Annotated in this window: 29 protein-coding genes; 28 read left to right on the top strand and 1 reads right to left on the bottom strand. The window is 58.0% G+C overall.

Translation table 11 applies throughout. From position 1 onward, the window contains the following. Positions 1–213: 213 nt before the first annotated feature. The 13 genes from tuf (at position 214) to rpsQ (ending at position 11,023) form a co-directional block, all read left to right on the top strand. On the top strand, positions 214–1,404 hold the full coding sequence (gene tuf, locus D3791_RS03065) for an elongation factor Tu (protein WP_022874140.1): 1,191 nt from the start codon (positions 214–216) through the stop codon (positions 1,402–1,404). Positions 1,405–1,567: 163 nt separating this feature from the next. Then, positions 1,568–5,371, top strand: coding sequence for a hypothetical protein (locus tag D3791_RS03060; protein WP_172511271.1), 3,804 nt, complete (start codon positions 1,568–1,570; stop codon positions 5,369–5,371). A 421-nt stretch (positions 5,372–5,792) separates the two neighbouring features. Continuing rightward, the gene (gene rpsJ, locus D3791_RS03055; RefSeq protein WP_013349689.1) at positions 5,793–6,101 is read left to right on the top strand and encodes a 30S ribosomal protein S10; all 309 of its coding nucleotides are present in this window, start codon (positions 5,793–5,795) and stop codon (positions 6,099–6,101) included. Positions 6,102–6,121: 20 nt separating this feature from the next. Next, positions 6,122–6,772, top strand: coding sequence for a 50S ribosomal protein L3 (gene rplC, locus D3791_RS03050; protein WP_022874138.1), 651 nt, complete (start codon positions 6,122–6,124; stop codon positions 6,770–6,772). Positions 6,773–6,776: 4 nt separating this feature from the next. Then, positions 6,777–7,379, top strand: coding sequence for a 50S ribosomal protein L4 (gene rplD, locus D3791_RS03045; RefSeq protein WP_022874137.1), 603 nt, complete (start codon positions 6,777–6,779; stop codon positions 7,377–7,379). Further along, complete coding sequence (gene rplW, locus D3791_RS03040; protein ID WP_172511270.1) at positions 7,376–7,678, top strand: 50S ribosomal protein L23; 303 nt, start codon at positions 7,376–7,378, stop codon at positions 7,676–7,678. The genes rplD and rplW overlap by 4 nt, the downstream gene beginning before the upstream one ends. 33 nt (positions 7,679–7,711) lie before the next feature. Beyond that, positions 7,712–8,551, top strand: coding sequence for a 50S ribosomal protein L2 (gene rplB, locus D3791_RS03035; RefSeq protein ID WP_022874135.1), 840 nt, complete (start codon positions 7,712–7,714; stop codon positions 8,549–8,551). Positions 8,552–8,563: 12 nt separating this feature from the next. Then, positions 8,564–8,845: a 30S ribosomal protein S19 gene (gene rpsS, locus D3791_RS03030; protein WP_022874134.1), complete on the top strand. Its 282-nt coding sequence runs from the start codon at positions 8,564–8,566 to the stop codon at positions 8,843–8,845. 59 nt (positions 8,846–8,904) lie between these two features. After that, positions 8,905–9,267: a 50S ribosomal protein L22 gene (gene rplV / locus D3791_RS03025; RefSeq protein ID WP_022874133.1), complete on the top strand. Its 363-nt coding sequence runs from the start codon at positions 8,905–8,907 to the stop codon at positions 9,265–9,267. Further along, positions 9,268–10,053 (top strand): 30S ribosomal protein S3, encoded by a 786-nt coding sequence (rpsC, locus tag D3791_RS03020; RefSeq protein ID WP_022874132.1) that lies wholly within the window; start codon positions 9,268–9,270, stop codon positions 10,051–10,053. Next, on the top strand, positions 10,054–10,470 hold the full coding sequence (gene rplP / locus D3791_RS03015) for a 50S ribosomal protein L16 (RefSeq protein WP_022874131.1): 417 nt from the start codon (positions 10,054–10,056) through the stop codon (positions 10,468–10,470). Between the two features lie 2 nt (positions 10,471–10,472). Continuing rightward, on the top strand, positions 10,473–10,736 hold the full coding sequence (gene rpmC / locus D3791_RS03010) for a 50S ribosomal protein L29 (protein ID WP_022874130.1): 264 nt from the start codon (positions 10,473–10,475) through the stop codon (positions 10,734–10,736). Further along, entirely contained in the window at positions 10,736–11,023 is a 288-nt protein-coding gene (gene rpsQ / locus D3791_RS03005) for a 30S ribosomal protein S17 (RefSeq protein WP_013349679.1), read from the top strand. The genes rpmC and rpsQ overlap by 1 nt, the downstream gene beginning before the upstream one ends. Positions 11,024–11,344: 321 nt before the next feature. On the opposite strand, the gene D3791_RS03000 is transcribed toward rpsQ, so the two are convergent. Then, complete coding sequence (locus D3791_RS03000) at positions 11,345–12,139, bottom strand: AraC family transcriptional regulator (protein ID WP_172511269.1); 795 nt, start codon at positions 12,137–12,139, stop codon at positions 11,345–11,347. Between the two features lie 68 nt (positions 12,140–12,207). On the opposite strand from D3791_RS03000, the gene D3791_RS02995 reads away from it, so the two are divergent. The 15 genes from D3791_RS02995 to infA all read left to right on the top strand — a co-directional run bounded on the left by D3791_RS02995 (position 12,208) and on the right by infA (position 21,773). After that, complete coding sequence (locus D3791_RS02995) at positions 12,208–12,729, top strand: VOC family protein (RefSeq protein WP_172511268.1); 522 nt, start codon at positions 12,208–12,210, stop codon at positions 12,727–12,729. Positions 12,730–12,764: 35 nt separating this feature from the next. Beyond that, positions 12,765–13,721, top strand: coding sequence for an endonuclease/exonuclease/phosphatase family protein (locus tag D3791_RS02990; RefSeq protein ID WP_172511267.1), 957 nt, complete (start codon positions 12,765–12,767; stop codon positions 13,719–13,721). Positions 13,722–14,193: 472 nt separating this feature from the next. Continuing rightward, positions 14,194–14,565: a 50S ribosomal protein L14 gene (rplN, locus tag D3791_RS02985; protein ID WP_022874126.1), complete on the top strand. Its 372-nt coding sequence runs from the start codon at positions 14,194–14,196 to the stop codon at positions 14,563–14,565. 2 nt (positions 14,566–14,567) lie between these two features. Next, a complete protein-coding gene (gene rplX, locus D3791_RS02980) occupies positions 14,568–14,912 on the top strand; it encodes a 50S ribosomal protein L24 (RefSeq protein ID WP_022874125.1) in 345 nt (114 codons plus the stop codon). Beyond that, entirely contained in the window at positions 14,912–15,481 is a 570-nt protein-coding gene (rplE, locus tag D3791_RS02975; protein ID WP_022874124.1) for a 50S ribosomal protein L5, read from the top strand. Before rplX ends, rplE begins: the two co-directional genes overlap by 1 nt. 57 nt (positions 15,482–15,538) lie before the next feature. Further along, positions 15,539–15,937, top strand: coding sequence for a 30S ribosomal protein S8 (gene rpsH / locus D3791_RS02970; RefSeq protein WP_013349671.1), 399 nt, complete (start codon positions 15,539–15,541; stop codon positions 15,935–15,937). A gap of 20 nt (positions 15,938–15,957) precedes the next feature. Beyond that, positions 15,958–16,494, top strand: a complete 537-nt coding sequence (gene rplF / locus D3791_RS02965; RefSeq protein ID WP_022874123.1) for a 50S ribosomal protein L6 — start codon at positions 15,958–15,960, stop codon at positions 16,492–16,494. A 2-nt stretch (positions 16,495–16,496) separates the two neighbouring features. Next, positions 16,497–16,868: a 50S ribosomal protein L18 gene (rplR, locus tag D3791_RS02960; RefSeq protein ID WP_022874122.1), complete on the top strand. Its 372-nt coding sequence runs from the start codon at positions 16,497–16,499 to the stop codon at positions 16,866–16,868. A gap of 29 nt (positions 16,869–16,897) precedes the next feature. After that, on the top strand, positions 16,898–17,575 hold the full coding sequence (gene rpsE / locus D3791_RS02955; protein ID WP_172512886.1) for a 30S ribosomal protein S5: 678 nt from the start codon (positions 16,898–16,900) through the stop codon (positions 17,573–17,575). A 3-nt stretch (positions 17,576–17,578) separates the two neighbouring features. After that, entirely contained in the window at positions 17,579–17,785 is a 207-nt protein-coding gene (rpmD, locus tag D3791_RS02950) for a 50S ribosomal protein L30 (protein WP_022874120.1), read from the top strand. A gap of 2 nt (positions 17,786–17,787) precedes the next feature. Then, positions 17,788–18,240: a 50S ribosomal protein L15 gene (gene rplO / locus D3791_RS02945; RefSeq protein ID WP_022874119.1), complete on the top strand. Its 453-nt coding sequence runs from the start codon at positions 17,788–17,790 to the stop codon at positions 18,238–18,240. Positions 18,241–18,494: 254 nt separating this feature from the next. Continuing rightward, the gene (gene secY, locus D3791_RS02940) at positions 18,495–19,799 is read left to right on the top strand and encodes a preprotein translocase subunit SecY (protein ID WP_172511266.1); all 1,305 of its coding nucleotides are present in this window, start codon (positions 18,495–18,497) and stop codon (positions 19,797–19,799) included. Then, on the top strand, positions 19,796–20,368 hold the full coding sequence (locus D3791_RS02935) for an adenylate kinase (protein ID WP_022874117.1): 573 nt from the start codon (positions 19,796–19,798) through the stop codon (positions 20,366–20,368). Before secY ends, D3791_RS02935 begins: the two co-directional genes overlap by 4 nt. Positions 20,369–20,489: 121 nt before the next feature. Continuing rightward, a complete protein-coding gene (map, locus tag D3791_RS02930) occupies positions 20,490–21,323 on the top strand; it encodes a type I methionyl aminopeptidase (protein WP_022874116.1) in 834 nt (277 codons plus the stop codon). Between the two features lie 228 nt (positions 21,324–21,551). Further along, positions 21,552–21,773: a translation initiation factor IF-1 gene (gene infA / locus D3791_RS02925; protein ID WP_013349662.1), complete on the top strand. Its 222-nt coding sequence runs from the start codon at positions 21,552–21,554 to the stop codon at positions 21,771–21,773. Positions 21,774–21,878 lie beyond the last annotated feature (105 nt).

The raw sequence follows: 21,878 nt of genomic DNA, 5'->3' as shown, positions 1-21,878 counted from the left end.
CCCCCATTGTGGGGAAGTGGCCGATCGCGGAGCCGGCTTCAACGCCATTGAGGCCGGCCCCGCAAACGGCCAACGAGGGATTTGCATCACATGCAGGGCCCGCAGAGGACCGAAATTTCCAAAATTATCAACGCCCCCAGTAGACTGTTTGAAGTTCGTTTGCGAACCGCGCAGACGAAAAAAGTCTTCTGTAAATGTTTCTAGGAGGAACTTGTGGCAAAGGCAAAGTTCGAGCGCAACAAGCCGCACGTCAACATTGGTACCATCGGTCACGTTGACCACGGTAAGACCACTCTGACCGCAGCTATCTCCAAGGTTCTGGCTGACAAGTACCCAGACCTGAACGAAAAGCGCGACTTCGCTAACATCGACTCGGCTCCAGAAGAGCGCCAGCGCGGTATTACCATCAATATCTCGCACATCGAGTACCAGACCGAAAAGCGTCACTACGCACACGTTGACGCTCCAGGCCACGCTGACTATGTCAAGAACATGATCACCGGTGCTGCTCAGATGGACGGCGCAATCCTCGTGGTTGCTGCTACCGATGGTCCAATGGCTCAGACCCGCGAGCACGTTCTGCTGGCCCGCCAGGTTGGTGTTCCTACCCTGATGGTCGCACTGAACAAGTCGGACATGGTTGATGACGAAGAGCTGCTCGAGCTCGTGGAGATGGAAGTTCGCGAACTTCTGTCCTCCCAGGGCTTCGATGGCGACGACGCACCAGTTGTTCGCGTTTCCGGCCTGAAGGCTCTGGAAGGCGACGAGAAGTGGGTTGCAGCTGTTGAGGAACTGATGGAAGCTGTTGACACCTTCATTCCAGACCCAGTACGTGACCGTGACAAGCCATTCCTGATGCCTATCGAGGATGTCTTCACCATCACCGGTCGCGGTACCGTTGTTACCGGTCGCGCCGAGCGTGGCACCCTTGCCATCAACTCGGAAGTTGAGATTGTTGGCATCCGCCCAATCCAGAAGACCACCGTTACCGGTATCGAGATGTTCCACAAGCAGCTCGACGAAGCATGGGCAGGCGAGAACTGTGGTCTGCTGCTTCGCGGTCTGAAGCGCGACGACGTTGAGCGTGGCCAGGTTGTTGTAGCCCCAGGCTCCATCACCCCACACACCAACTTCGAAGCTAACGTCTACATCCTGTCGAAGGACGAAGGCGGACGTCACAACCCGTTCTACTCGAACTACCGTCCGCAGTTCTACTTCCGCACCACCGACGTTACCGGCGTTATCACCCTTCCAGAGGGCACCGAAATGGTTATGCCTGGCGACAACACCGAAATGTCGGTTGAGCTGATCCAGCCAATCGCTATGGAAGAGGGCCTCGGCTTCGCAATTCGCGAAGGCGGCCGCACCGTTGGTTCGGGCAAGGTCACCTCGATCACCAAGTAGTCATTACTTGATGATTTAGATCCATAGAGATCTGAGAATTCCCCCAGCACTATTACAGTGCTGGGGGATTTTTTTACTTAACATGCAACTCGAACTAGTGAGTATTTCAATAAGGTGGTCTAATTGGAAGGCGCACTGAAATTTCACTAGGGGAGTGGCTCTAATGACCGGGTTGATCGTTGTCCTTGTCCTGCTGATCGTCGGCGCCTATTTCTTAGGGCACTCCATGGGACGGAACCAGCCCGGGCAACGTTCTGAGCCGACCCCGGAACGACTGCGTGAAGCGTGGCAAGAAGGCTATGAAGCCGCCACTGCATATCTGCGCCGTACCGGACCGCAAGCTCAAGCGCCGCCAACAGAACAGCAGTCGCCAGCTGTTTCCCAAGAGCCGGCCATGCCGCAGCCCGAGGCATCGGGCCCGCATCAGTGGCCGGGCTACGCCACCCCAGCCCAGCCTGCCAACGGGAACCTGACGGCCGCCGGGCAAATCTATGCCCAGCAGCGACCAGCCCAGGCAGGAAACCCGCTGCCACCAGTGGCCCGTCCCGTTGTGCCGCCCAAGCCCGTCAAGGTATTGACCAAGCGCGAACGCGAACTGCGCAATATCAACATCACCCTGTACGTCGCAGCGCTGATGATCGTGGCTGCCGGTGCGCTCTTCCTGAGCTTTGCCCTGCCGCCGGTCGCCAAAGTCGTCGCCTTCATCATCTTGGTCGCCGCCTTCTATGCCGGTGGCTTGATTACCTACGCGGTGAAGCCATCATTGCGTCCAGCTGGCGCCGCCTTCGCTGGAACCGGCCTGGCGCTGCTGCCCCTGAGTGCCATCGCCACGTACAACACGCTGGACATTTCAGGGCCCGTCACCTGGCTGGTCTTCTCCGCCATCGGAACCCTGGCCGTCGGCTATGCCACTGTGAAGCTCAAGTCCCGAGTCCTCTCATGGATCGCTGTGCTGATCCTAGTCAGCACCGGCATGGCATCTGCTGCCACGATGCAGCGCGGGGTCCTGAATTACATGCTCATTCTCGTGGTTCTCTCCATCGTATTGATGCTCCTCGCGGTGCACAGCCAACGAGTCAAGGACTCCATCTTCTTCCAAGCAATCCTCGGCACCGCGCAGCTCCTGCCGATCTTCGTTGTGGTCCTCTCCGGGCTGCTGATCGAATCGCTGGGAAGCCGCGAATTCTTCTGGATCTTCGCCCTGCTCACTGCGCAGCTCTTGCTGAGCATGAGGCTCTTGGGCAATCTGCGATTGACTCGATTCTTCGCGGCCCGAGTGACCTTCATGCTGATGATCTGGGCGGGCTGTAGCTACCTGGGATTTGTCGGCTCAACAACTGCCTTGGTCCTGTCCTACGCCTTTGCTCTGCAGGCGGTCGCTGTGTTGGCCTACTCCACGGCCTATCAACGGCGCATGGGACTGGCCCGCCAGTTTGTAAGCCTCGAGCGTTGCGTGCTGTGGGGGCTAGGCCTGGTGTCCATGAGCGGAGCCTACTTCCTTGCTGATGAGCGCCATTCCTTCGCGCTCAGCTATGTTGCCGCCCCGCTCTTCGCCCTGCTGTGCCTCTTCGGGATCTTCCGCGCAACCAGGGCGGAAACCGCGGTAATTGCCGTCCTGCCACTGATTGCCCTGCTGGATCTGCAGCACCACAACTGGCGCCCGCTGGCCGTATTCGCCGTGGCCATCGCCTTGATGTCAGTCGACCACCACCGCGCACAGGGAATCTACCGCCTGCTCTACGGACACGTGCGTTGGGCCCTGCTGCTGATCGGCGCAGGAGTTATCGGCGCCTCGATCCATGAATTGCAAGACGGCGCATCTGGGACGGCGGCCGCCACAGCCACGCTCATCACTGTCCTGGTGATGGCGCTGGCGCTGTGGGCTTTCGGCCTCAGGCATCAACAACTGAACGGCAAGGGCACGGCGCAGGCACATGCTTTGGCGAGAGCGGGTGCCACGGTGCTCATCGCCGTCGGTTCCCTGTGCTACCTCAGGATCCTGGCCGGCAAGGAGCGCTACCTCCAGAGCCCCGTCGAATTCATTGGACTGGAAGCCTTCACCTGGTTCATGATTACCACTGTGGCCACCACCGCATTGGTGATGATCACTTCCTTGCGCGTCAAGGGCCTTCCTGACATGCCGGTCCCGGCAGCACAGGCAATCAGGGCCGGTGAAGCCGTTGCCCTGCTGCTGTTCTATATGTTGAGCTTGGAACATCAAAGGTGGATCTTCGCACTTGTCATCGGTGCAGCGGTCATGGCGACGTTTTTGCTGAAGCTGCGGCGGAACAACAGCAGGGAATGGAAGATCATCTACGCCACCTTGGCCCAGGTGCTCTTCAGTTCCATGGTGTGGTGGTTCGCCCAGGGCATGGACTTTGATCTGCACGGACGATTCGCGCTCCTGCTCGTCTCAGTGAGCATCCCGCAACTTGTCCGGCTGGCACGCAATATCCGCAAGAACCAGCCGCTGCGCAAGGAACTGCGCTGGATTGCCATCGTCCTGCTGATCGGCATCCCGCTGGCCACCGCCGCCTACGCGCAAGTCGCAGGTGGCTATGACCGTGGTGTCATCCTGTTGGCCGCTCTGTGCTTCGCGGTCCACGGGATCATGGCCTACTGGGCTGATATCGAGCTGGAAGGTGTCGAGCGGCAGTATTACCTTTTCGCGCCAATCCTGTCGTTGATCCTCGTGATCGGCGTCCAAGGGCAACAGCTGGCCGATGACACCGGATGGATCCGTGCGCGCTGGTGGAGCGAAGAAGCAGCGGCGATTCTGCTATTGGTGATGGCGCTGGCGGCCATGGCCCTTGAATGGAAACTGCGCGGGAACCGCAGGTACTCCACGGCCATAGGCTTGGCCATCTTCTTGCCTGCCGTATTGGCAGCTGCGTGGCAGCAACAGACGTGGTGGGCGGTCGTGGCCCTGGCGCTGATCGCGTCGGCGATGATCATGATGGTGCATACCCGCCGTAGCGCTTGGTACTCGGCGGGCGCTTCGCTGTTGCTCGCATGGGCGATCACCCGGGCCGTGATGAAAGCCCGAGACATCGGTGGATCACGCTGGCTGGAATCGATGGATGTCGCGTGGGCAATGATCGGCACCGGAGTCCTGCTCTATCTGATCTCCATGGTCCATGGACGGATGAAGGATCCAACCCCCGGCTATCCAGCCTTCACCTATCGCCATGAAGACCCGGTTGGCGGTGCCTCGCGGATCTACTTCGCGGCCATGTTGCTGGCGCTCTTGCTGGCTGGCTGCATCGCCCATAGCTATGGCACGGCAAACTGGCACATCATCGGGGGATCGGCACTGATCTTCGGTGTGGCCCTGCTCTGCCGCTACTTCGAACTGCCGCCCGCTGCAGTGCCCTATGCGGTGGATGGCTTGATCTTCCTCGCTTCAGTCCTGTCGCTGATCACCTATGCGCGGGTGATAGATGCGCCGCAGTTCAGCAGCATGATGGCCTACTTCACCGTGGTCGCAGTGATCCTGGTGATCTGGCGCAATATCCGGGTGCACCGATCGCTGGCGAAGATCTACCTGGTGGCCGCCTCCGTGGCCGGGACCATGACCCTGTTCGCGTCCTTGATCGACTCCAACGTGCTCACGCAGGTGATGGGGCTGGTCTTCTTCGGTTGCCTGATTGCCTGGGGGCTGAAACTGGGGGATCGGCTGTTCATCTGGTGGGGCGCCATCGCCATCAGCCTCTCGGTGATCTGGTTCCTGCGCGAACTGGTCTTCGTCTGGCTGGTGCTCATCGGCCTGGGACTGATCATTGCCGCGGTCTACAAGCTCGTGAAGGTCGACAAGGCTGGCCCGTCAGCGCCTGAACCGCAAGACTCCGCGCCGCCGGTGATCCAGCAGGGCCCGCCGCGATTGCCTTGGCAACAGCCAATGCAGCCGCCGGCACAGCAGTCGGATCAGTGGCCACCGGCGGATCCGAGCGAGCCCGATCAGCACTAGAAGCAGTCCTGGCAGGACGGTGAGGTCAAGATCACGGGGCAGGAAGCCCATAAAAGATTTGCACGATCGTTGCCGACCTGTCAGACTGGATAAGTTGCTTGATTGCAACTCGATCCCCATTGCTGGGGTAATCGAATCTGATTTGAACAACCGGGATCGGCTCTCACGCAGGATAATGCCTGTGGTTCGGGATCGATACAACTGCTTCAAATTATAAGGCCTTCGATAAAGTGAAAACTTTGCGGTCTTGTCGCGACTGAAAACTTCGCGACACGCCCGAGTTCGGGGGTCGGAGCCTCCTGCGGGTGAGGAACCCGGATCTGATCCGGATTCAGTCGCAGCGTAAGGCGTGCCGGTTCGCAAGAACCCGTATATAGGCACAGCAATCTTAGATAGTGCTAACAGAAAGAGGCATGACGCCATGGCGGGACAGAAAATCCGCATCCGGCTGAAGTCGTATGACCACGAGGTCATTGACGTTTCGGCCCGGAAGATCGTTGAGACGGTCACGCGCGCAGGCGCAACCGTAGTCGGCCCAGTGCCGCTGCCAACGGAAAAGAACGTGTACTGCGTTATCCGTTCGCCACACAAGTACAAGGACAGCCGTGAGCACTTCGAAATGCGCACGCACAAGCGTCTGATCGACATCGTCGATCCGACCCCGAAGGCTGTTGATTCGCTGATGCGTCTCGACCTGCCAGCGGATGTCAACATCGAAATCAAGCTTTAAGGGGAGGTGGCGAGAAAACTATGACCGCAACCCGTAATTTCAAGGGCCTGCTGGGCACGAAGCTCGGCATGACCCAGGTTTGGGATTCGAACAACAACCTGATCCCTGTCACCGTCGTGCAGGCTGATAGCAACGTTGTCACCAAGCTCATCAACGAAGAGCGCGATGGCTACACCGCAGTTCAGATCGGCTACGGCCAGATCGATCCTCGCAAGGTCACCAAGCCACTGGCTGGTCACTTCGAGGCTGCAGGCGTCACCCCACGTCGTCACTTGGTAGAACTGCGCACCGCAGACGCTGCCGAGTACACCGCTGGCCAGGAACTTTCCGTGGAGCTCTTCGAAGCCGGCCAGAAGGTCGACGTCGTTGGCACCTCCAAGGGTAAGGGCTTCGCCGGTGTGATGAAGCGCCACAACTTCTCCGGTGTTGGCGCATCGCACGGTGCTCACAAGAACCACCGCAAGCCAGGTTCCATCGGCGGCGCATCGACCCCAGGTCGCGTTTTCCGTGGACAGAAGATGGCTGGTCGCATGGGTGCTGAGCGTGTTACCACTCAGAACCTGACCATTCACGCTATCGACGCTGAGAAGAACCTCCTGCTGATCAAGGGTGCCGTTCCAGGCGCCCGCGGCCGCGTCGTTCTCGTACGCAACGCCGTGAAGGGAGCATAAGTAAATGACTAAGGCACTTAACGTCGAACTGCCTGCAGAGATCTTCGACGTACAGACCAACGTCCCGCTGCTGCACCAGGTTGTCGTTGCACAGCTTGCTGCTGCCCGCCAGGGTACCCACAAGACCAAGGACCGCTCCGAGGTTTCGGGTGCAGGTCGCAAGCCGTTCAAGCAGAAGGGTACCGGCCGCGCTCGTCAGGGTTCGATCCGTGCTCCTCACATGACCGGCGGTGGCATTGTCCACGGTCCAACCCCACGTGATTACTCGCAGCGTACCCCGAAGAAGATGAAGGCTGCTGCACTGCGCGGCGCTTTGTCTGATCGCGCACGCTTCGGTCGCGTTCACGTGATTGAGAACTTGGTTGCAGGGGAAACCCCATCGACCAAGGAAGCTCTGGCTACCTTGCGTTCGCTCACCGAGCGCAAGAACCTGCTTGTCGTCATCGATCGCGCCAACGATGTTGCAGCCCTTTCGGTTCGCAACCTCGACCTTGTGCACGTTCTGTACGTCGACCAGCTGAACACCTACGATGTTCTGGTTTCGGATGACGTAGTCTTCACCAAGGCTGCCTTCGATGCCCTGGTCCAGAAGGAGGAAGCCAAGTGAGCATCAACTCCAAGGCTCCACACGACGTGGTCATCGCACCAGTCGTATCGGAAAAGAGCTACGGTCTGATCGATCAAGGTCAGTACACCTTCGAGGTGGCACCGGGCTCCAACAAGACGGAAATCAAGTACGCCGTTGAAGCTATCTTCAACGTCAAGGTTGACTCCGTAAACACCATCAACCGAGCCGGTAAGCGCAAGCGCACCCGCTTCGGGTGGGGTGCACGCAAGAACACCAAGCGTGCCATCATCACCCTGAAGGAAGGCTCGATTGACATCTTCGGCGGTCCGCTTTCCTAAGCGGAGACCACTTTAACGAGGAATAGAAAATAAATGGGAATTCGTAAGTACAAGCCGACTACCCCGGGCCTTCGCGGCTCGTCGGTAGCCGACTTCGCAGAAATCACCCGATCGACTCCGGAAAAGTCGCTGGTTCGCCCACTCACCAAGACTGGCGGCCGTAACAACTCCGGTAAGATCACCACCCGACACAAGGGTGGCGGACACAAGCGCGCTTACCGTGTTATCGACTTCCGTCGTCACGATAAGGACGGCGTTCCGGCAAAGGTCGCTCACATCGAGTACGACCCGAACCGTACCGCTCGTATCGCTCTGCTCCACTACGTGGATGGCACCAAGCGCTACATCATCGCACCGAACAACCTCAAGCAGGGTGACCAGATTGAGGCCGGCGCAAACGCTGACATCAAGCCAGGTAACAACCTGCCACTGCGTAACATCCCGGTTGGTACCGTGATCCACGCTGTGGAGCTCCGCCCAGGTGGCGGCGCCAAGATGGCTCGTTCCGCAGGTGCTTCGATCCAGCTGGTAGCCCGTGAGGGCCGCTTCGCTCAGCTGCGTTTGCCTTCGGGCGAAATCCGCAACGTTGATGTGCGCTGCCGCGCAACCATCGGCGAAGTTGGCAACGCTGAGCAGATCAACATCAACTGGGGTAAGGCTGGCCGTATGCGCTGGAAGGGCGTTCGCCCAACCGTTCGTGGCGTTGTCATGAACCCAGTTGACCACCCACACGGTGGTGGTGAAGGTAAGACCTCCGGTGGTCGTCACCCGGTCAACCCTAACGGTAAGCGTGAAGGACGCACCCGTCGTCCGAACAAGGAAAGCGACAAGCTCATTGTGCGTCGTCGCAAGACCGGCAAGAACAAGCGATAGGAGCCTGGAAACATGCCACGCAGCCTGAAGAAAGGCCCCTTCGTCGATCAGCACCTGTTCCTGAAGGTCGTTGCTGAAAACGAAAAGGGCACCAAGAACGTCATCAAGACGTGGTCCCGCCGTTCGATGATCATCCCGGACATGCTGGGACACACCATCGCCGTACACGACGGTCGCAAGCACATTCCTGTGTTCGTCACCGAATCGATGGTTGGACACAAGCTCGGAGAGTTTGCCCCAACCCGTACGTTCCGTGGCCACGTAAAGGACGACAAGAAGGGCAAGCGCCGCTAGGCCCCGCAAGGGTACTAGTATCGCTTAGCACTTCTTCGATAGACGAGAGAAGGATAGCAATGGAAGCCAAGGCAATTGCGCGTCACATCCGCGTAACGCCTATGAAGGCCCGGCGCGTCGTCAACCTTGTTCGTGGTCTGCAGACCAACGAGGCACTGGCCATCTTGAAGTTTGCCCCACAGGCAGCTTCGGAGCCGGTATACAAGGTTGTCGCATCGGCAGTGGCTAACGCCCGTGCCGCCGCGGACCGCGCAGGTGAAGCATTCAATGAGGACGAGCTGATTATCAGCGAAGCGTTTGTTGACGAGGGTCCGACCATGAAGCGGTTCCAGCCGCGTGCACAGGGTCGCGCATTCCAGATCAAGAAGCGCACCAGCCACGTGACTGTGGTTGTTTCAACCCAGAAGGGTGGGGAGAACTAAATGGGACAGAAGGTAAATCCGAACGGTTTCCGTCTCGGCATCACCACTGACCACATCTCGCACTGGTTCGCTGATTCCAGCAAGCCAGGCCAGCGTTACGCGGACTACGTAAAAGAAGACGTACAGATCCGTGCACTGCTGTCCAAGGGAATGGACCGTGCAGGTATCGCCCGCGTAGAGATCGAACGCACCCGTGACCGCGTACGTGTGGATATCCACACTGCACGTCCAGGTATCGTAATCGGTCGCCGTGGTGCAGAAGCCGACCGTATTCGCGGCGAGCTGGAAAAGCTCACCAAGAAGCAGGTTCAGCTGAACATCCTCGAGGTCAAGAACCCTGACATGGAGGCCCAGTTGGTCGCCCAGGGCATCGCCGAGCAGCTTGCTTCCCGCGTGGCTTTCCGCCGTGCGATGAAGAAGGCAATGCAGTCGGCAATGCGCGCTGGTGCCAAGGGCATCCGCGTTCAGTGCTCCGGTCGTCTTGGCGGTGCAGAAATGTCCCGCAAGGAGTTCTACCGCGAAGGTCGTGTGCCGCTGCACACCCTGCGTGCGAACATCGACTTCGGCAAGTTCGAAGCCAAGACCACCTTCGGCCGTATCGGCGTGAAGGTTTGGATCTACAAGGGTGACGTAACCGCCAAGGAACTGGCTGCACAGCAGGCTGCTGCTGCTCCAGCTCGCGGCGGCCGCGGTGGCAACGATCGTCCACGTGGCGGCGAACGCCGTCGTCGTAACGACCGTAACAAGGGCGCTGCAGCTCCTGCTGCGGAAGGAGGAGAGGCTTAAATGCTTATCCCACGTCGAGTCAAGTTCCGTAAGCAGCACCACCCAAAGCGTTCGGGTGCTGCCAAGGGCGGAACCACCGTTGCTTTCGGTGAGTTCGGTATCCAGGCGTTGACCCCGGCTTACGTGACTAACCGTCAGATCGAAGCCGCTCGTATCGCAATGACCCGTTACATCAAGCGTGGCGGTAAGGTGTGGATCAACATCTACCCAGACCGTCCGCTGACCAAGAAGCCTGCTGAAACCCGTATGGGTTCCGGTAAGGGTTCACCTGAATGGTGGGTCGCCAACGTCAAGCCAGGACGAGTCATGTTTGAACTCGGTGGCGTCAGTGAAGAGGTAGCTAAAGAGGCATTGCGTCTTGCAATCCACAAGCTGCCAATGAAGGCACGCATCGTGCGTCGTGAAGGTGGTGAATAGGGATGTCTATCGGTTCTAAGGACCTTAGCATTGAGTCCCTGGACGGCTTCGATACCGCTCGTTTGAACGAGGAATTGAAGAAGGCCAAGGCAGAACTGTTCAACCTGCGCTTCCAGTCGGCTACCGGCCAGCTGGAGAGCAACGCGAACCTGAAGGCTATCAAGCGCGATATCGCCCGCATTTACACTGTGCTGCGCGAGCGCGAGCTGGGCATTCGTCAGGATGTCGTCGTTCCGGTTGAAGAAACCAAGAAGGAATCCAAGTAATGAGCGAGAAGGAGAACGGTGTGGATAACGCTACCGAGCGTAACGACCGCAAGACCCTCCGTGGTTACGTGGTTTCCGACAAGATGCAGAAGACCATCGTCGTTGACGTTGAGGACCGTGTGAAGCACGCCCTTTACGGCAAGGTCATGCGTCGCAACAAGAACGTCAAGGCTCACGATGAGAACAACGAAGCCGGCATCGGCGACTTGGTTGTCATCGCTGAGACCCGCCCGCTGTCTGCTGACAAGCGCTGGCGTCTCGTTGAGATCGTAGAGAAGGCTAAGTAAGCTTTCGACTCGATTTCACGGATCTCGTGATTGAAGAATGCCCCGAACACTTCGAAAGAAGAGTTCGGGGCATTTCTGCATTTGTGGCAATGCCCTGCAAGCCGGCACAGGGGCGTGGCATTGATACAGCAACTCGGCAGTCGAGTGCTCGTCGCAGCCGGAGGCAGGCACGATGACGCGTTGTATCGAAACGCCTTCGGGTCCGAGACCGTCGATATCGAGGCAGATTATGCCGCCATCAGCCCGCAACTGGCGTCTAATGAACCACTTCTGGTGAGCTCGGCGGATTCAGCTATCTATCAGCACGCGGTGTGCCGGGCACTAGCTGCTTCGGTAGTCGCTGGGGGAGTAGCCGAGAACCTTGCGGAAGTCTGTCGACAGGTGCGCCTGGTCGGTGTAGCCAAGGTCTGCAGCCAGTCCAGCGAGCGAGGACTCGGGGTGCTCGCGCAGATGCAACACAGCTTCTTGCAGCCGGTAGCGCCTGATCACTGCCAGGGGAGAAAGCCCTAGGTACTTCAGGGACAAGCGTTGCAAACTGCGTACCGTGAGATTCAAATGCTTGGCGACGTGATCAACTCGCAAGGCTTCCCGTTGGCTCGAGACATAGTCCAAGAACTCATTGGCTAGCATTCCCGAATCAGTGACCGGTGGAAGGCACCGTTCAAGCCAGGAATTGAATTGTTCAGCGCAACGCTCGTTCAGAGGTAAGGCCTCCGCGCTCACGTGTTCTTCTTTGATCCGGTCGTGGAGACTTTCCGCGGCCAAGGGAACTTCCTTGTCCAAGAGCTGCTGAGGAGTACTTCCGGCAAGGGACGCCACGAAGGATGTCGCAGCAGGGCGAAGCAAAGCTGCAACTGCCCAGCCTGCACCGCGCAAGTCCCTATGCGAGGCGCCACTGCTCGGGCCCGAGATTGTCACGCCCCCAAGCTGCACGACAAGATTCATCTGCGGGAAGGGCAGGAGCTGCTGCCGCGAAATCCTGCCAGGGGCGATATCCCAGCGCGAGAACCAATACCAACTCACGTACTGCCGCAGTTGCTCGGTAGGCAAAATGCGCTGGAAGTCGGGCAAGCGAGCAGGATATAAAACACCTCGACCGTCATGAACATCATCCACGCAGCAGCACCTCGAAATCGTCGCAAATTTACAAGCCCCAGCATGGCACAGGTTCGTAGTCTTGAGTTATGCAAAACAACAACGAATCGGTGCATGGTGTCACCGGAATCCACACCACCGCTGGCGTTCCCCACGGGGTAACCTCGCTGACTCCCTTCCTGGCCATCACCAATGCGGGACAGGCCATGGAGTTCTACCGCGACGTGTTTGGCGCGCGAATCATCGATGCGACGACGATGAATGGAGTAGTTGTCCACGCGGAGATCGATTTTGGCCAGGGCCATCTGCAGATCGGCGAGCCCAGCCCGGCCTATGGCCTGGTGCCACCGCCGGAGGCGCCCAACGCCTGCTACTCGCTCGGGCTGTACTGCGAAGAAGTGGATGCAGTGTTCGCCCAGGCCATCGAGGCAGGGGCCACAGTCAGGGAACCGGTGACAAATTTTGTTTCGGGGGACAGGTTTGCCTCGATCATTGATCCTTTTGGAGTGAGATGGTCAATCATGAGCAGAGTTGAAGATCTGAGCGAAGAAGAAAGCGCACGGCGGGTCGCAGATTGGGCTGCACAGCAGTCCGAGCCGGCCGCGACGTAGGAGATGATCAGTTGACGCTGAACTAAGCTGAGGTCATGACGAAGGACCGCGCACAACCACTGATTGCGTGGTCGTGGGCGATTCTTGTTCTGCTCGGCGGCGCGGTAGCCGCGCTGCCATATATTTCTTGGTTGGCTGGTGGGTGTATCCCGCGGCTGCAAGCCTTTCAACCGTGGATGCTCGTCGGCGTTGCGGCGGCTGTACTTTTCGCTTCGTTCAAGCGTCGATGGCTCGTTGCAACGCTCGTCATGGCAGCGCTCATTGTCGGTGCGTTGCCCAACATGGCTGCACCAGGGCGGCAGAGCGCGATAACAGGCAGTTCAGAAGTTTCCGTCTTTTCTTTCAACGCTTTGAAGGCGGGTGCTGATTCAAAGCAGTTAGCGCAGAGCATCAAGAGAACGAATCCAGATGTCCTGGTGCTCGTTGAAACGAGCGAAGCGTTGCATGATCGGTTGCGGGCGCAAGGCGCTCTGGCCTCGCTAGAATTCCGTAGCGCTCCAGTGCCCACCGGTGGTGTTCGGGATACCGTGATCTTTTCACGCTATCCACTCAAAGAACTGAGCCAAGGTATTGGACCCGAGGCCACCGGCTGGTACGGAATGCCTGTGGTTGAGATTGATTCGCCCGGAGGAACGTTCACCGTCGTTGGAGTCCATATTTTTCCGCCTCTGGGAAGTGCTCAACGGTGGAACCAAGGTCTTGCCGCGTTACAGCGATGGTTGGAAGAACAGGCGAACAGGCCGGTGATCCTAGCTGGAGACTACAACTCAACTAGGAGTCATCCCCAATTTAGAAGTCTTACGTCTACTTTGGATACTGAGCCAACGCTGTTCCCACGACTAACGTGGCCAGCCGATACATACTCCACACCATTGCTCGGCATCGACCATGTCTTGACTGCCGGATTCAATCCGGTAAGCCAGCAAACCTTGCGTATTCGTGGTTCAGACCATCTCGGAATAATGTCAACGGTGAGCTTCATCGACCAATAGCGTTCCTAAGATCTGTACGTCGTTACACTCGGGACAAGGAATTTCGAAAATGATTCCGGAAGTCGCGCACGCGGTGAGTTTTTGAACCGCTGGTTGCTGTGAGAGGGACTTCTGAAATTCTGGCTGCCACTTCCGGAGCATTGAATTTCTGCGGAAGTCGGTATCGTTTCATGTGACGAACAACGCCTTATATCCGCATACCACACCATTTCGATTTGGCGCTAATCTGCGCTAGACTAGAGAACCTGTGCGCATTGTGTTCGAGGACTATCCACCTTCGGCGCGATGCAGTGCGGTCTAAATCAGTTTAGACGCATAAGCGCAGCCTCGGTATTTTACGCCTCGGCCCTGCCAACAATTGGGACCAGCATTCGGTGCGCCCGCGTCGGTGGGGGTAAGCGATACGTATCGTGGAGACCATATCCGTTCCGCAAGGCTCGTAAGAGAACCAGCGAGACGACAGGAGTAAGAAGTGATTCAGCAGGAGTCGCGACTTAAGGTTGCCGATAACACCGGTGCTAAGGAAATCCTTACCATCCGTGTTCTTGGTGGCTCGAAGCGTCGCTACGCAAGCATTGGTGACACCATTGTCGCTACCGTCAAGGATGCAATTCCTGGCGGAAACGTAAAGAAGGGTGACGTCGTTAAGGCTGTCATCGTTCGTACCAAGAAGGAAATCCGTCGTGCCGACGGTTCCTACATCAAGTTCGACGAGAACGCTGCTGTCATCCTCAAGGGTGACGCTGCTGATCCTCGTGGAACTCGTATCTTCGGCCCAGTGGGTCGTGAACTTCGTGACAAGAAGTTCATGAAGATCGTTTCCCTGGCTCCGGAGGTGCTGTAACCATGGGCGCAAAGATCAAGAAGGGTGACCTGGTACAGGTCATCGCAGGTAAGGATCGCGGCTTGCAGGGCAAGGTCCTGAAGGTCATCACCGATTCCAACCGCGTGCTGGTTGAAGGCGTAAACCGCGTCACCAAGCACACCAAGGCTGGTCAGACCGAGTCCGGTTCGACCACTGGCGGCATCGAGGTTGTTGAGGCTCCAGTGCACGTTTCCAACGTTGCAGTGGTTGACCCAGAAACTAAGAAGCCAACCCGCGTCGGCTTCCGCGAGGAAACCGTAGAGAAGAACGGCGTGTCCAAGACTGTACGCGTTCGTTTCGCCAAGGCTTCCGGAAAGGATCTGTAATGACTGAAGCAGCCACCAAGATCCAGCCACGTCTGAAGGCTAAGTACAACGCAGAGATCCGCCCTGCTATGCAGGAGCAGTTCAACTACGCAAACCCAATGCAGGTACCATCCCTGACCAAGGTTGTAGTGAACATGGGTGTCGGCGAAGCTGCCAAGGACTCGAAGCTCATTGAAGGCGCCGTTCGCGACTTGACCGCAATTACCGGTCAGAAGCCAGTGATCACCCGTGCCCGCAAGTCCATCGCACAGTTCAAGCTGCGCGAAGGCATGCCAATCGGTACGCACACCACCCTGCGTAACGACCGCATGTGGGAATTCGTTGATCGCCTGATCACCCTGGCACTGCCTCGTATCCGCGACTTCCGCGGCCTGAGCGACCGCCAGTTCGATGGCAATGGCAACTACACCTTCGGTCTGACCGAGCAGGCTATGTTCCATGAAATCGATCAGGACAAGATCGATCGCGTGCGCGGTATGGACATCACTGTGGTGACCACCGCCAAGACTGATGACGAAGGCCGTGCCTTGCTTAAGGCTCTGGGCTTCCCATTCAAGACCAACAACTAATCTCACTACGTTACAGGTCCGCTAAGGAAACCGTAACGAGGAAGGGCTGAAGCCCACATGTCTATGACAGATCCAGTCGCAGATATGCTGACTCGTCTGCGTAACGCTAACTCGGCATACCACGACACTGTGTCGATGCCGTCGAGCAAGCTCAAGGTACGCATTGCTAACATCCTGAAGGAACAGGGCTACATTGCCTCGTTCGAGGAAGTTGCAGCAGAAGTCGGCAAGACTCTGACTATCACTTTGAAGTACGGCCCATCGCGTGAGCGTTCAATCGCTGGCGTACGTCGTATCTCCAAGCCAGGTCTTCGCGTTTACGCAAAGTCCACCAACCTGCCTCACGTGCTCGGTGGCCTTGGTATCGCGATCCTGTCCACCTCCTCCGGTCTGCTTACTGACCGTCAGGCTGCAAAGAAGGGCGTGGGTGGGGAAGTCCTCGCCTACGTCTGGTAACGGGAAGGGAGAAACATACAATGTCACGTATTGGACGTCTTCCGATCACCGTTCCTGCCAACGTTGAGTTGAACATCGACGGCCAGCTGGTCGCCGTAAAGGGACCAAAGGGTGAACTTTCGATCACCGTTTCGGCTCCGATCACCGTTTCCAAGGACGAGAACACTGTTACCGTTGTTCGCCCGAACGATTCCCGCGAGGCTCGTTCGCTGCACGGTTTGACCCGCACCCTGATCAACAACATGATCATCGGTGTGACCGAGGGTTACGAGAAGAAGCTCGAAATCCACGGTACCGGTTACCGCGTACAGGCCAAGGGCGCTGACCTGGAGCTTGCTCTGGGTTACTCGCACCCAGTGAAGGTTGCTGCCGTTGACGGCATCACCTACTCGGTCGAGGGCAACAACAAGATCACCGTTGCTGGTATTGATAAGCAGCACGTCGGTGAAGTTGCCGCCAACATCCGCAAGCTGCGTAAGACCGAGCCTTACAAGGGCAAGGGTATCCGTTACGCTGGCGAGATCATCCGCCGCAAGGTCGGAAAGGCTGGTAAGTAATCATGGCTATCGGAATCAAGGGCAAGAGCAAGTCCGCTCAGCGCGGTCGTCGTCACCAGCGTTTGCGCAAGCACATCGTTGGTACCACCGTTCGTCCACGCCTGGTTGTCAACCGCTCGGCTCGTCACATCTTCGTACAGATCGTAGACGACTCGCAGGGTATCACCCTGGCCAGCGCTTCGACCATGGAAGCCGAGCTTCGTGCAAGCGAAGCCGACAAGACCGCCAAGGCTAAGCAGATTGGCCAGCTCGTTGCAGAGCGCGCCAAGGCTGCTGGCATCGAAGCAGTAGTCTTCGACCGCGGTGGCAACAAGTACCACGGTCGCGTGGCTGCTGTTGCTGACGGCGCACGTGAAGGTGGGCTGGCACTGTGAGCGAAGCAACCAACAAGAAGGAAACTCAGGTGTCTGAAGCTACTGAAGCAGTCGAGACTGCATCGGCTCCCGCTACCGAGAACGCTGGATCCCGTCGCGGCGAAGGCCGCGGTCGTGGTGAAGGTCGTGGACGTGGCGAAGGCCGCGGCCGTGGCCGTGACCAGAAGGATAACCGCAACGAAGACAAGGACAAGTTCCTTGAGCGCGTTGTAGCTATCAACCGCGTATCCAAGGTCGTCAAGGGTGGTCGTCGCTTCAGCTTCACCGCACTTGTCGTTGTTGGCGACGGCAACGGTCTGGTAGGCGTTGGCTACGGTAAGGCCAAGGAAGTTCCTGCTGCTATCGCCAAGGGCGTTGAAGAGGCTAAGAAGTCCTTCTTCCGCGTTCCACGCGTTGGCACCACCATTCCACACCTGGTCAAGGGTGAGGCCGCCGCTGGCGTCGTCATGCTTCGTCCAGCTGCTCCTGGTACCGGTGTTATCGCCGGTGGTCCAGTGCGCGCCGTGTTGGAGTGCGCAGGTATCCACGACATCCTGTCGAAGTCGATGGGTTCTAGCAACCAGATCAACATCGTTCAGGGCACCATTGCTGCACTGAAGGCTCTTGAGGAGCCACAGGCTGTTGCAGCTCGCCGCGGTCTTCCGCTGGACGAGGTTGCACCAGCAGCAATGCTGCGTCACATCCAGAGCCAGAAGGCAGGTGCTTAATCAATGGCTAAGAACATTGTTCCAAGCGACGCCAAGCTGGAAATCACCCAGATCAAGTCCATCATCGGTGGTAACCAGTCCCAGCGCGACGTTGTTCGCTCGTTGGGCCTGAAGCGCATCGGACAGACCGTTGTCCGCTCCGCTGACCCTGTGACTGTTGGTATGGTCAACAAGGTCCCACACCTGTTGAAGGTTGAGGAGGCGAAGTAGAGATGGCTGAAGAAAAAGCACTGAAGATTCACCACCTGCGCCCAGCTGAGGGTGCAAAGACTGCCAAGACCCGCGTGGGTCGTGGTGAAGGTTCTAAGGGTAAGACCGCAGGTCGCGGTACCAAGGGTACCAAGGCTCGTTACCAGGTGAAGGCAGGCTTCGCAGGTGGTCAGCTTCCGCTGCACATGCGTCTGCCAAAGCTGCGCGGCTTCAAGAACCCATTCCGCGTCGAGTTCCAGGTTGTAAACCTGGACAAGATCTCGGAATTGTTCCCAGAAGGTGGCGAAGTCACCGTTGAGGCACTGGTTGCCAAGGGCGCTGTTCGCAAGAACCAGCCTGTCAAGGTACTGGGTACCGGCGACATCACGGTTAAGGTTGACGTGAAGGTTGACGCCTTCTCGACTTCCGCAGCCGAGAAGATCGCTGCTGCTGGCGGCTCGGCAAACACCCTCTAATTCAGGGTTAGCCTTTGAATGGTCCCGGTTCGCGTTGAGTAATCGACGCGGACCGGGACCATTCTGCTATCGGCGAGAAACTTTCCAAGAACATATCCAATGCTTGGTTGATCAGGCCATAAACATTTCTGTCCATAAACATTTGCGTCTAATTCGTGTGGCGTATTTGGTAGGATAGTACTGTTCACGGCTAGAATCGTTAGGTCATAGGAAGTATCTCTTCCTAGGCTCAAGCACATACTTCAGGAGGACGCTTGTTCAGCGCCATAGCCCGAGTTTTTCGGACGCCTGATCTGCGCAACAAGTTGCTGTTCACGCTTGGGATCATTGCGATCTATCGTGTCGGTGTATTCATTCCCGCTCCGGGCATTGATTACAGCAACGTTCAGCAGTGTCTGGCAATGGGTGAAACCACCGGTGGACTTTATTCGTTCGTGAACCTGTTCAGTGGCGGCGCCCTGTTGCAGGTCTCCATTTTTGCCATGGGCATCATGCCGTACATTACGGCGTCCATCATCACCCAGCTGCTTCGTGTGGTGATCCCGCACTTCGAGACCCTGCACAAGGAAGGCCAAGCCGGCCAAGCCAAGCTGACGCAGTACACGCGTTACCTCACCATCGCCCTGGCCTTGCTGCAGGGAACCACCCTGGTGACCCTGGCCCGCACCGGCAGCCTCTTCCCGAGCTGCTCGCTGCCGCTGGTCCCGGATGATTCGTTGATCGTGATCCTGTTGATGGTCATCACTCTTACCGCAGGCACCGGTCTGATCATGTGGATGGGCGAGTTGATCACCGAACGCGGTATCGGCAACGGCATGTCCATCCTGATCTTCATCTCCATTGCTTCGGGCTTCCCATCCGCAATGGGCACGATCATGCAGTCCCAGGGCATCATGACCTTCATCGGCGTCCTGCTGGTGGGCTTGGTCATCGTGGCACTGGTGGTCTTCGTGGAGCAGTCCCAGCGCCGCGTCCCGGTCCAGTACGCCAAGCGCACCGTGGGCCGACGCACCGTTGGCGGCACCTCCACCTACATCCCGCTGAAGCTGAACATGGCCAACGTGATCCCCGTGATCTTCGCCAGCTCGATCTTGGCTCTGCCGCAGATGCTGGTGCAGTTCAACCAGAACGACGACGGCACCCTGCCGCAGTGGGCCATGTGGCTGCAGGAGCACTCATCGACCTCCTCGCCGTGGTACATGCTGGTCTACACGCTGATGATCATCGGCTTCGCGTACTTCTACGTCGCGATCACCTTCAACCCGGTTGAGGTGGCTGACAACATGAAGAAGTACGGCGGATTCATTCCAGGCATTCGCGCTGGACGTCCGACCGCCGAATACCTTCAGTACGTGATTTCACGTATTACCTTCCCGGGCGCGCTGTACCTCGCGTTCGTTGCGTTGATCCCACTGATTGCCTTCGTGCTGTTCAACGCTGATCAGAGCTTCCCATTTGGCGGAACATCGATCCTCATTATGGTTGGTGTGGGATTGGAAACCGTCAAGCAAATCAATGCTCAAATGCAGCAACGAAACTATGAAGGGCTACTGCGATGAGTCGACTGCTAATCATTGGACCTCCAGGTGCCGGCAAGGGCACCCAGGCCGTAAAGATCTCCGAGCGTTTGGAAATCGTCGCCATCTCCACCGGCGACATCTTCCGTGCCAACGTCAAGGGCGGCACCCCGCTGGGAATCGAAGCAAGCAAGTACATTGACAATGGTGACTTTGTACCTGATTCGGTAACCAACAACATGGTCGAGGATCGCCTGAACCAGGACGACGTCGCCCAGGGCTTCCTGCTCGACGGCTACCCGCGCACCAGCGCACAGGTCGACGCGCTGGACGCCATGCTGGCCAACAAGGGCATCGCCCTGGACGCTGTGCTGCAGCTGACCGCCGATGACGATGAACTGGTGGCCCGCCTGCTCAAGCGCGCTGAGATCGAAGGCCGAGCAGATGACACCGAAGAGGTCATCCGCCACCGCCTGAGCCTGTACAACGAAGAGACCCGCGTCGTTGTGGAGCGCTATGAGGAACGCGGCATCGTGCGCAAGGTCGACGGCCTGGGCGCGATCGACGAAGTGACCGAGCGTGTGCTGGCGGCGTTGAACGTCAACGCCTAGGCGACGGTCAGGACATCGCGCAGGGATCGTGCAGCAACAACGAAAGTTGCAGCGCGGTCCCTGCGTACTTTTGCACGGATCTTAGCTAGCGCGGATCCACCACTGAGCTAGGGGAATCACATTGGCTTTTGGACAGCCGAAAATCGAGTACAAATCCAACTCTGAAATCCTGAAGATGCGCCAGGCTGGCCTCGTGCTGGCCGAGGCATTGGATGAAGCCGTTGCGATGGCTCGCCCCGGGGTGACCACCGAAGCGATCAACAAGGTGTTCGGCAAGGTGCTCGAGCGCAATAACGCGACCAGCAACTTCCTGGGCTACCACGGTTTCCCAGCGAACATCTGCGCCTCGGTCAACCACGAAGTGGTGCACGGCTTCCCTTCTGACTATGAGCTCAAGGACGGCGACGTGCTGAAGATCGATGGCGGCGCCATCGTTGACGGTTGGCACTCCGACTCGGCGCGCACCGTGCTGATCGGCAAGAACATCGACCCGGCCGACCAGCGCCTGAGCGACATCACCGAGCAGGCGATGTGGGCAGGTATCGCCGCGGCGGCCAACGCCCGCTTCATCGGCCAGATCGGCCAGGCCATCGACGACTACGTCACCAGCCAGCCAGGCGACGAGCTGGGCATCCTGGAAGATTACTGCGGCCACGGCATCGGCTCGGCCATGCACATGGCGCCGGATGTATTGAACTACAACTCCGGGCACCGCGGCCCGCGCATCAAGCCGGGCATGGCCCTGGCCATCGAGCCGATGCTGGTGCGCGGCGGCATCGAGACCTCGGTGCTGGAAGATGACTGGACCGTGGTCACTAACGACAAGTCCAACGCTTCGCAGTGGGAGCACACCGTGGCCTTCCACATGGGCGGCATCTGGGTGCTCTCGGCCCATGACGGGGGAGAGGCCGGCCTGGCGCCCTTCGGCGTGACCCCTTCGCCGATCAAGCCATAGCCGATCCGCGCAAAACCATAGATCCAGCACGCTGACAGCCCGTTGCGTGCTGGATCTAACATTTTAAGATCAGTGAACGATTGGCACTGAGCGCTTCTATGGCGTATTGTTGAATGTTGGTTCGTGATTTAAGTGTGCCCAAAATTCTATGTTTGGACATCACCGATTATGAGCCAGAACCAATTACTTGTTGGTGAAAATTGCCAACAAAAAAAGTTAGCGGGGAAAATGGGCAAGAAGGAAGGCGTCATCCAGGTAGAGGGCACCGTCTCGGAGGCACTGCCGAACGCGATGTTCCGCGTGGAGCTGCCAAATGGACACGTAGTGCTCGCCACTATCTCGGGTAAGATGCGTCAGCACTACATTCGAATCCTCCCAGAGGACCGAGTGCAGGTTGAAATGAGCCCATACGATCTCAACCGAGGTCGTATCGTTTACCGCTACAAGTAAATCTGCAGACTGAAGACTTTCCCAGCGAGACGGGTCATCGCAAGATGAACCGGATCGCTGATGATTGTTCTTGGACAAGCTTTTTACTGCTCCACATTTAACTGC

Source organism: Glutamicibacter mishrai, from assembly GCF_012221945.1.
GTDB lineage: Bacteria > Actinomycetota > Actinomycetes > Actinomycetales > Micrococcaceae > Glutamicibacter > Glutamicibacter mishrai.
The sequence above is the reverse complement of the archived record's forward strand: the minus strand, read 5'-3'. Positions and strand labels throughout refer to the sequence as shown.

Coding starts and splice junctions, on each gene's coding strand:
- D3791_RS03060 (WP_172511271.1), top strand. CDS start 1,568: ATGACCGGGTTGATCGTTGTCCTTGTCCTGCTGATCGTCGGCGCCTAT.
- rpsJ (WP_013349689.1), top strand. CDS start 5,793: ATGGCGGGACAGAAAATCCGCATCCGGCTGAAGTCGTATGACCACGAG.
- rplC (WP_022874138.1), top strand. CDS start 6,122: ATGACCGCAACCCGTAATTTCAAGGGCCTGCTGGGCACGAAGCTCGGC.
- rplD (WP_022874137.1), top strand. CDS start 6,777: ATGACTAAGGCACTTAACGTCGAACTGCCTGCAGAGATCTTCGACGTA.
- rplB (WP_022874135.1), top strand. CDS start 7,712: ATGGGAATTCGTAAGTACAAGCCGACTACCCCGGGCCTTCGCGGCTCG.
- rpsS (WP_022874134.1), top strand. CDS start 8,564: ATGCCACGCAGCCTGAAGAAAGGCCCCTTCGTCGATCAGCACCTGTTC.
- rplV (WP_022874133.1), top strand. CDS start 8,905: ATGGAAGCCAAGGCAATTGCGCGTCACATCCGCGTAACGCCTATGAAG.
- rpsC (WP_022874132.1), top strand. CDS start 9,268: ATGGGACAGAAGGTAAATCCGAACGGTTTCCGTCTCGGCATCACCACT.
- rplP (WP_022874131.1), top strand. CDS start 10,054: ATGCTTATCCCACGTCGAGTCAAGTTCCGTAAGCAGCACCACCCAAAG.
- rpmC (WP_022874130.1), top strand. CDS start 10,473: ATGTCTATCGGTTCTAAGGACCTTAGCATTGAGTCCCTGGACGGCTTC.
- rpsQ (WP_013349679.1), top strand. CDS start 10,736: ATGAGCGAGAAGGAGAACGGTGTGGATAACGCTACCGAGCGTAACGAC.
- D3791_RS02995 (WP_172511268.1), top strand. CDS start 12,208: ATGCAAAACAACAACGAATCGGTGCATGGTGTCACCGGAATCCACACC.
- D3791_RS02990 (WP_172511267.1), top strand. CDS start 12,765: ATGACGAAGGACCGCGCACAACCACTGATTGCGTGGTCGTGGGCGATT.
- rplX (WP_022874125.1), top strand. CDS start 14,568: ATGGGCGCAAAGATCAAGAAGGGTGACCTGGTACAGGTCATCGCAGGT.
- rplE (WP_022874124.1), top strand. CDS start 14,912: ATGACTGAAGCAGCCACCAAGATCCAGCCACGTCTGAAGGCTAAGTAC.
- rpsH (WP_013349671.1), top strand. CDS start 15,539: ATGTCTATGACAGATCCAGTCGCAGATATGCTGACTCGTCTGCGTAAC.
- rplF (WP_022874123.1), top strand. CDS start 15,958: ATGTCACGTATTGGACGTCTTCCGATCACCGTTCCTGCCAACGTTGAG.
- rplR (WP_022874122.1), top strand. CDS start 16,497: ATGGCTATCGGAATCAAGGGCAAGAGCAAGTCCGCTCAGCGCGGTCGT.
- rpmD (WP_022874120.1), top strand. CDS start 17,579: ATGGCTAAGAACATTGTTCCAAGCGACGCCAAGCTGGAAATCACCCAG.
- rplO (WP_022874119.1), top strand. CDS start 17,788: ATGGCTGAAGAAAAAGCACTGAAGATTCACCACCTGCGCCCAGCTGAG.
- D3791_RS02935 (WP_022874117.1), top strand. CDS start 19,796: ATGAGTCGACTGCTAATCATTGGACCTCCAGGTGCCGGCAAGGGCACC.
- infA (WP_013349662.1), top strand. CDS start 21,552: ATGGGCAAGAAGGAAGGCGTCATCCAGGTAGAGGGCACCGTCTCGGAG.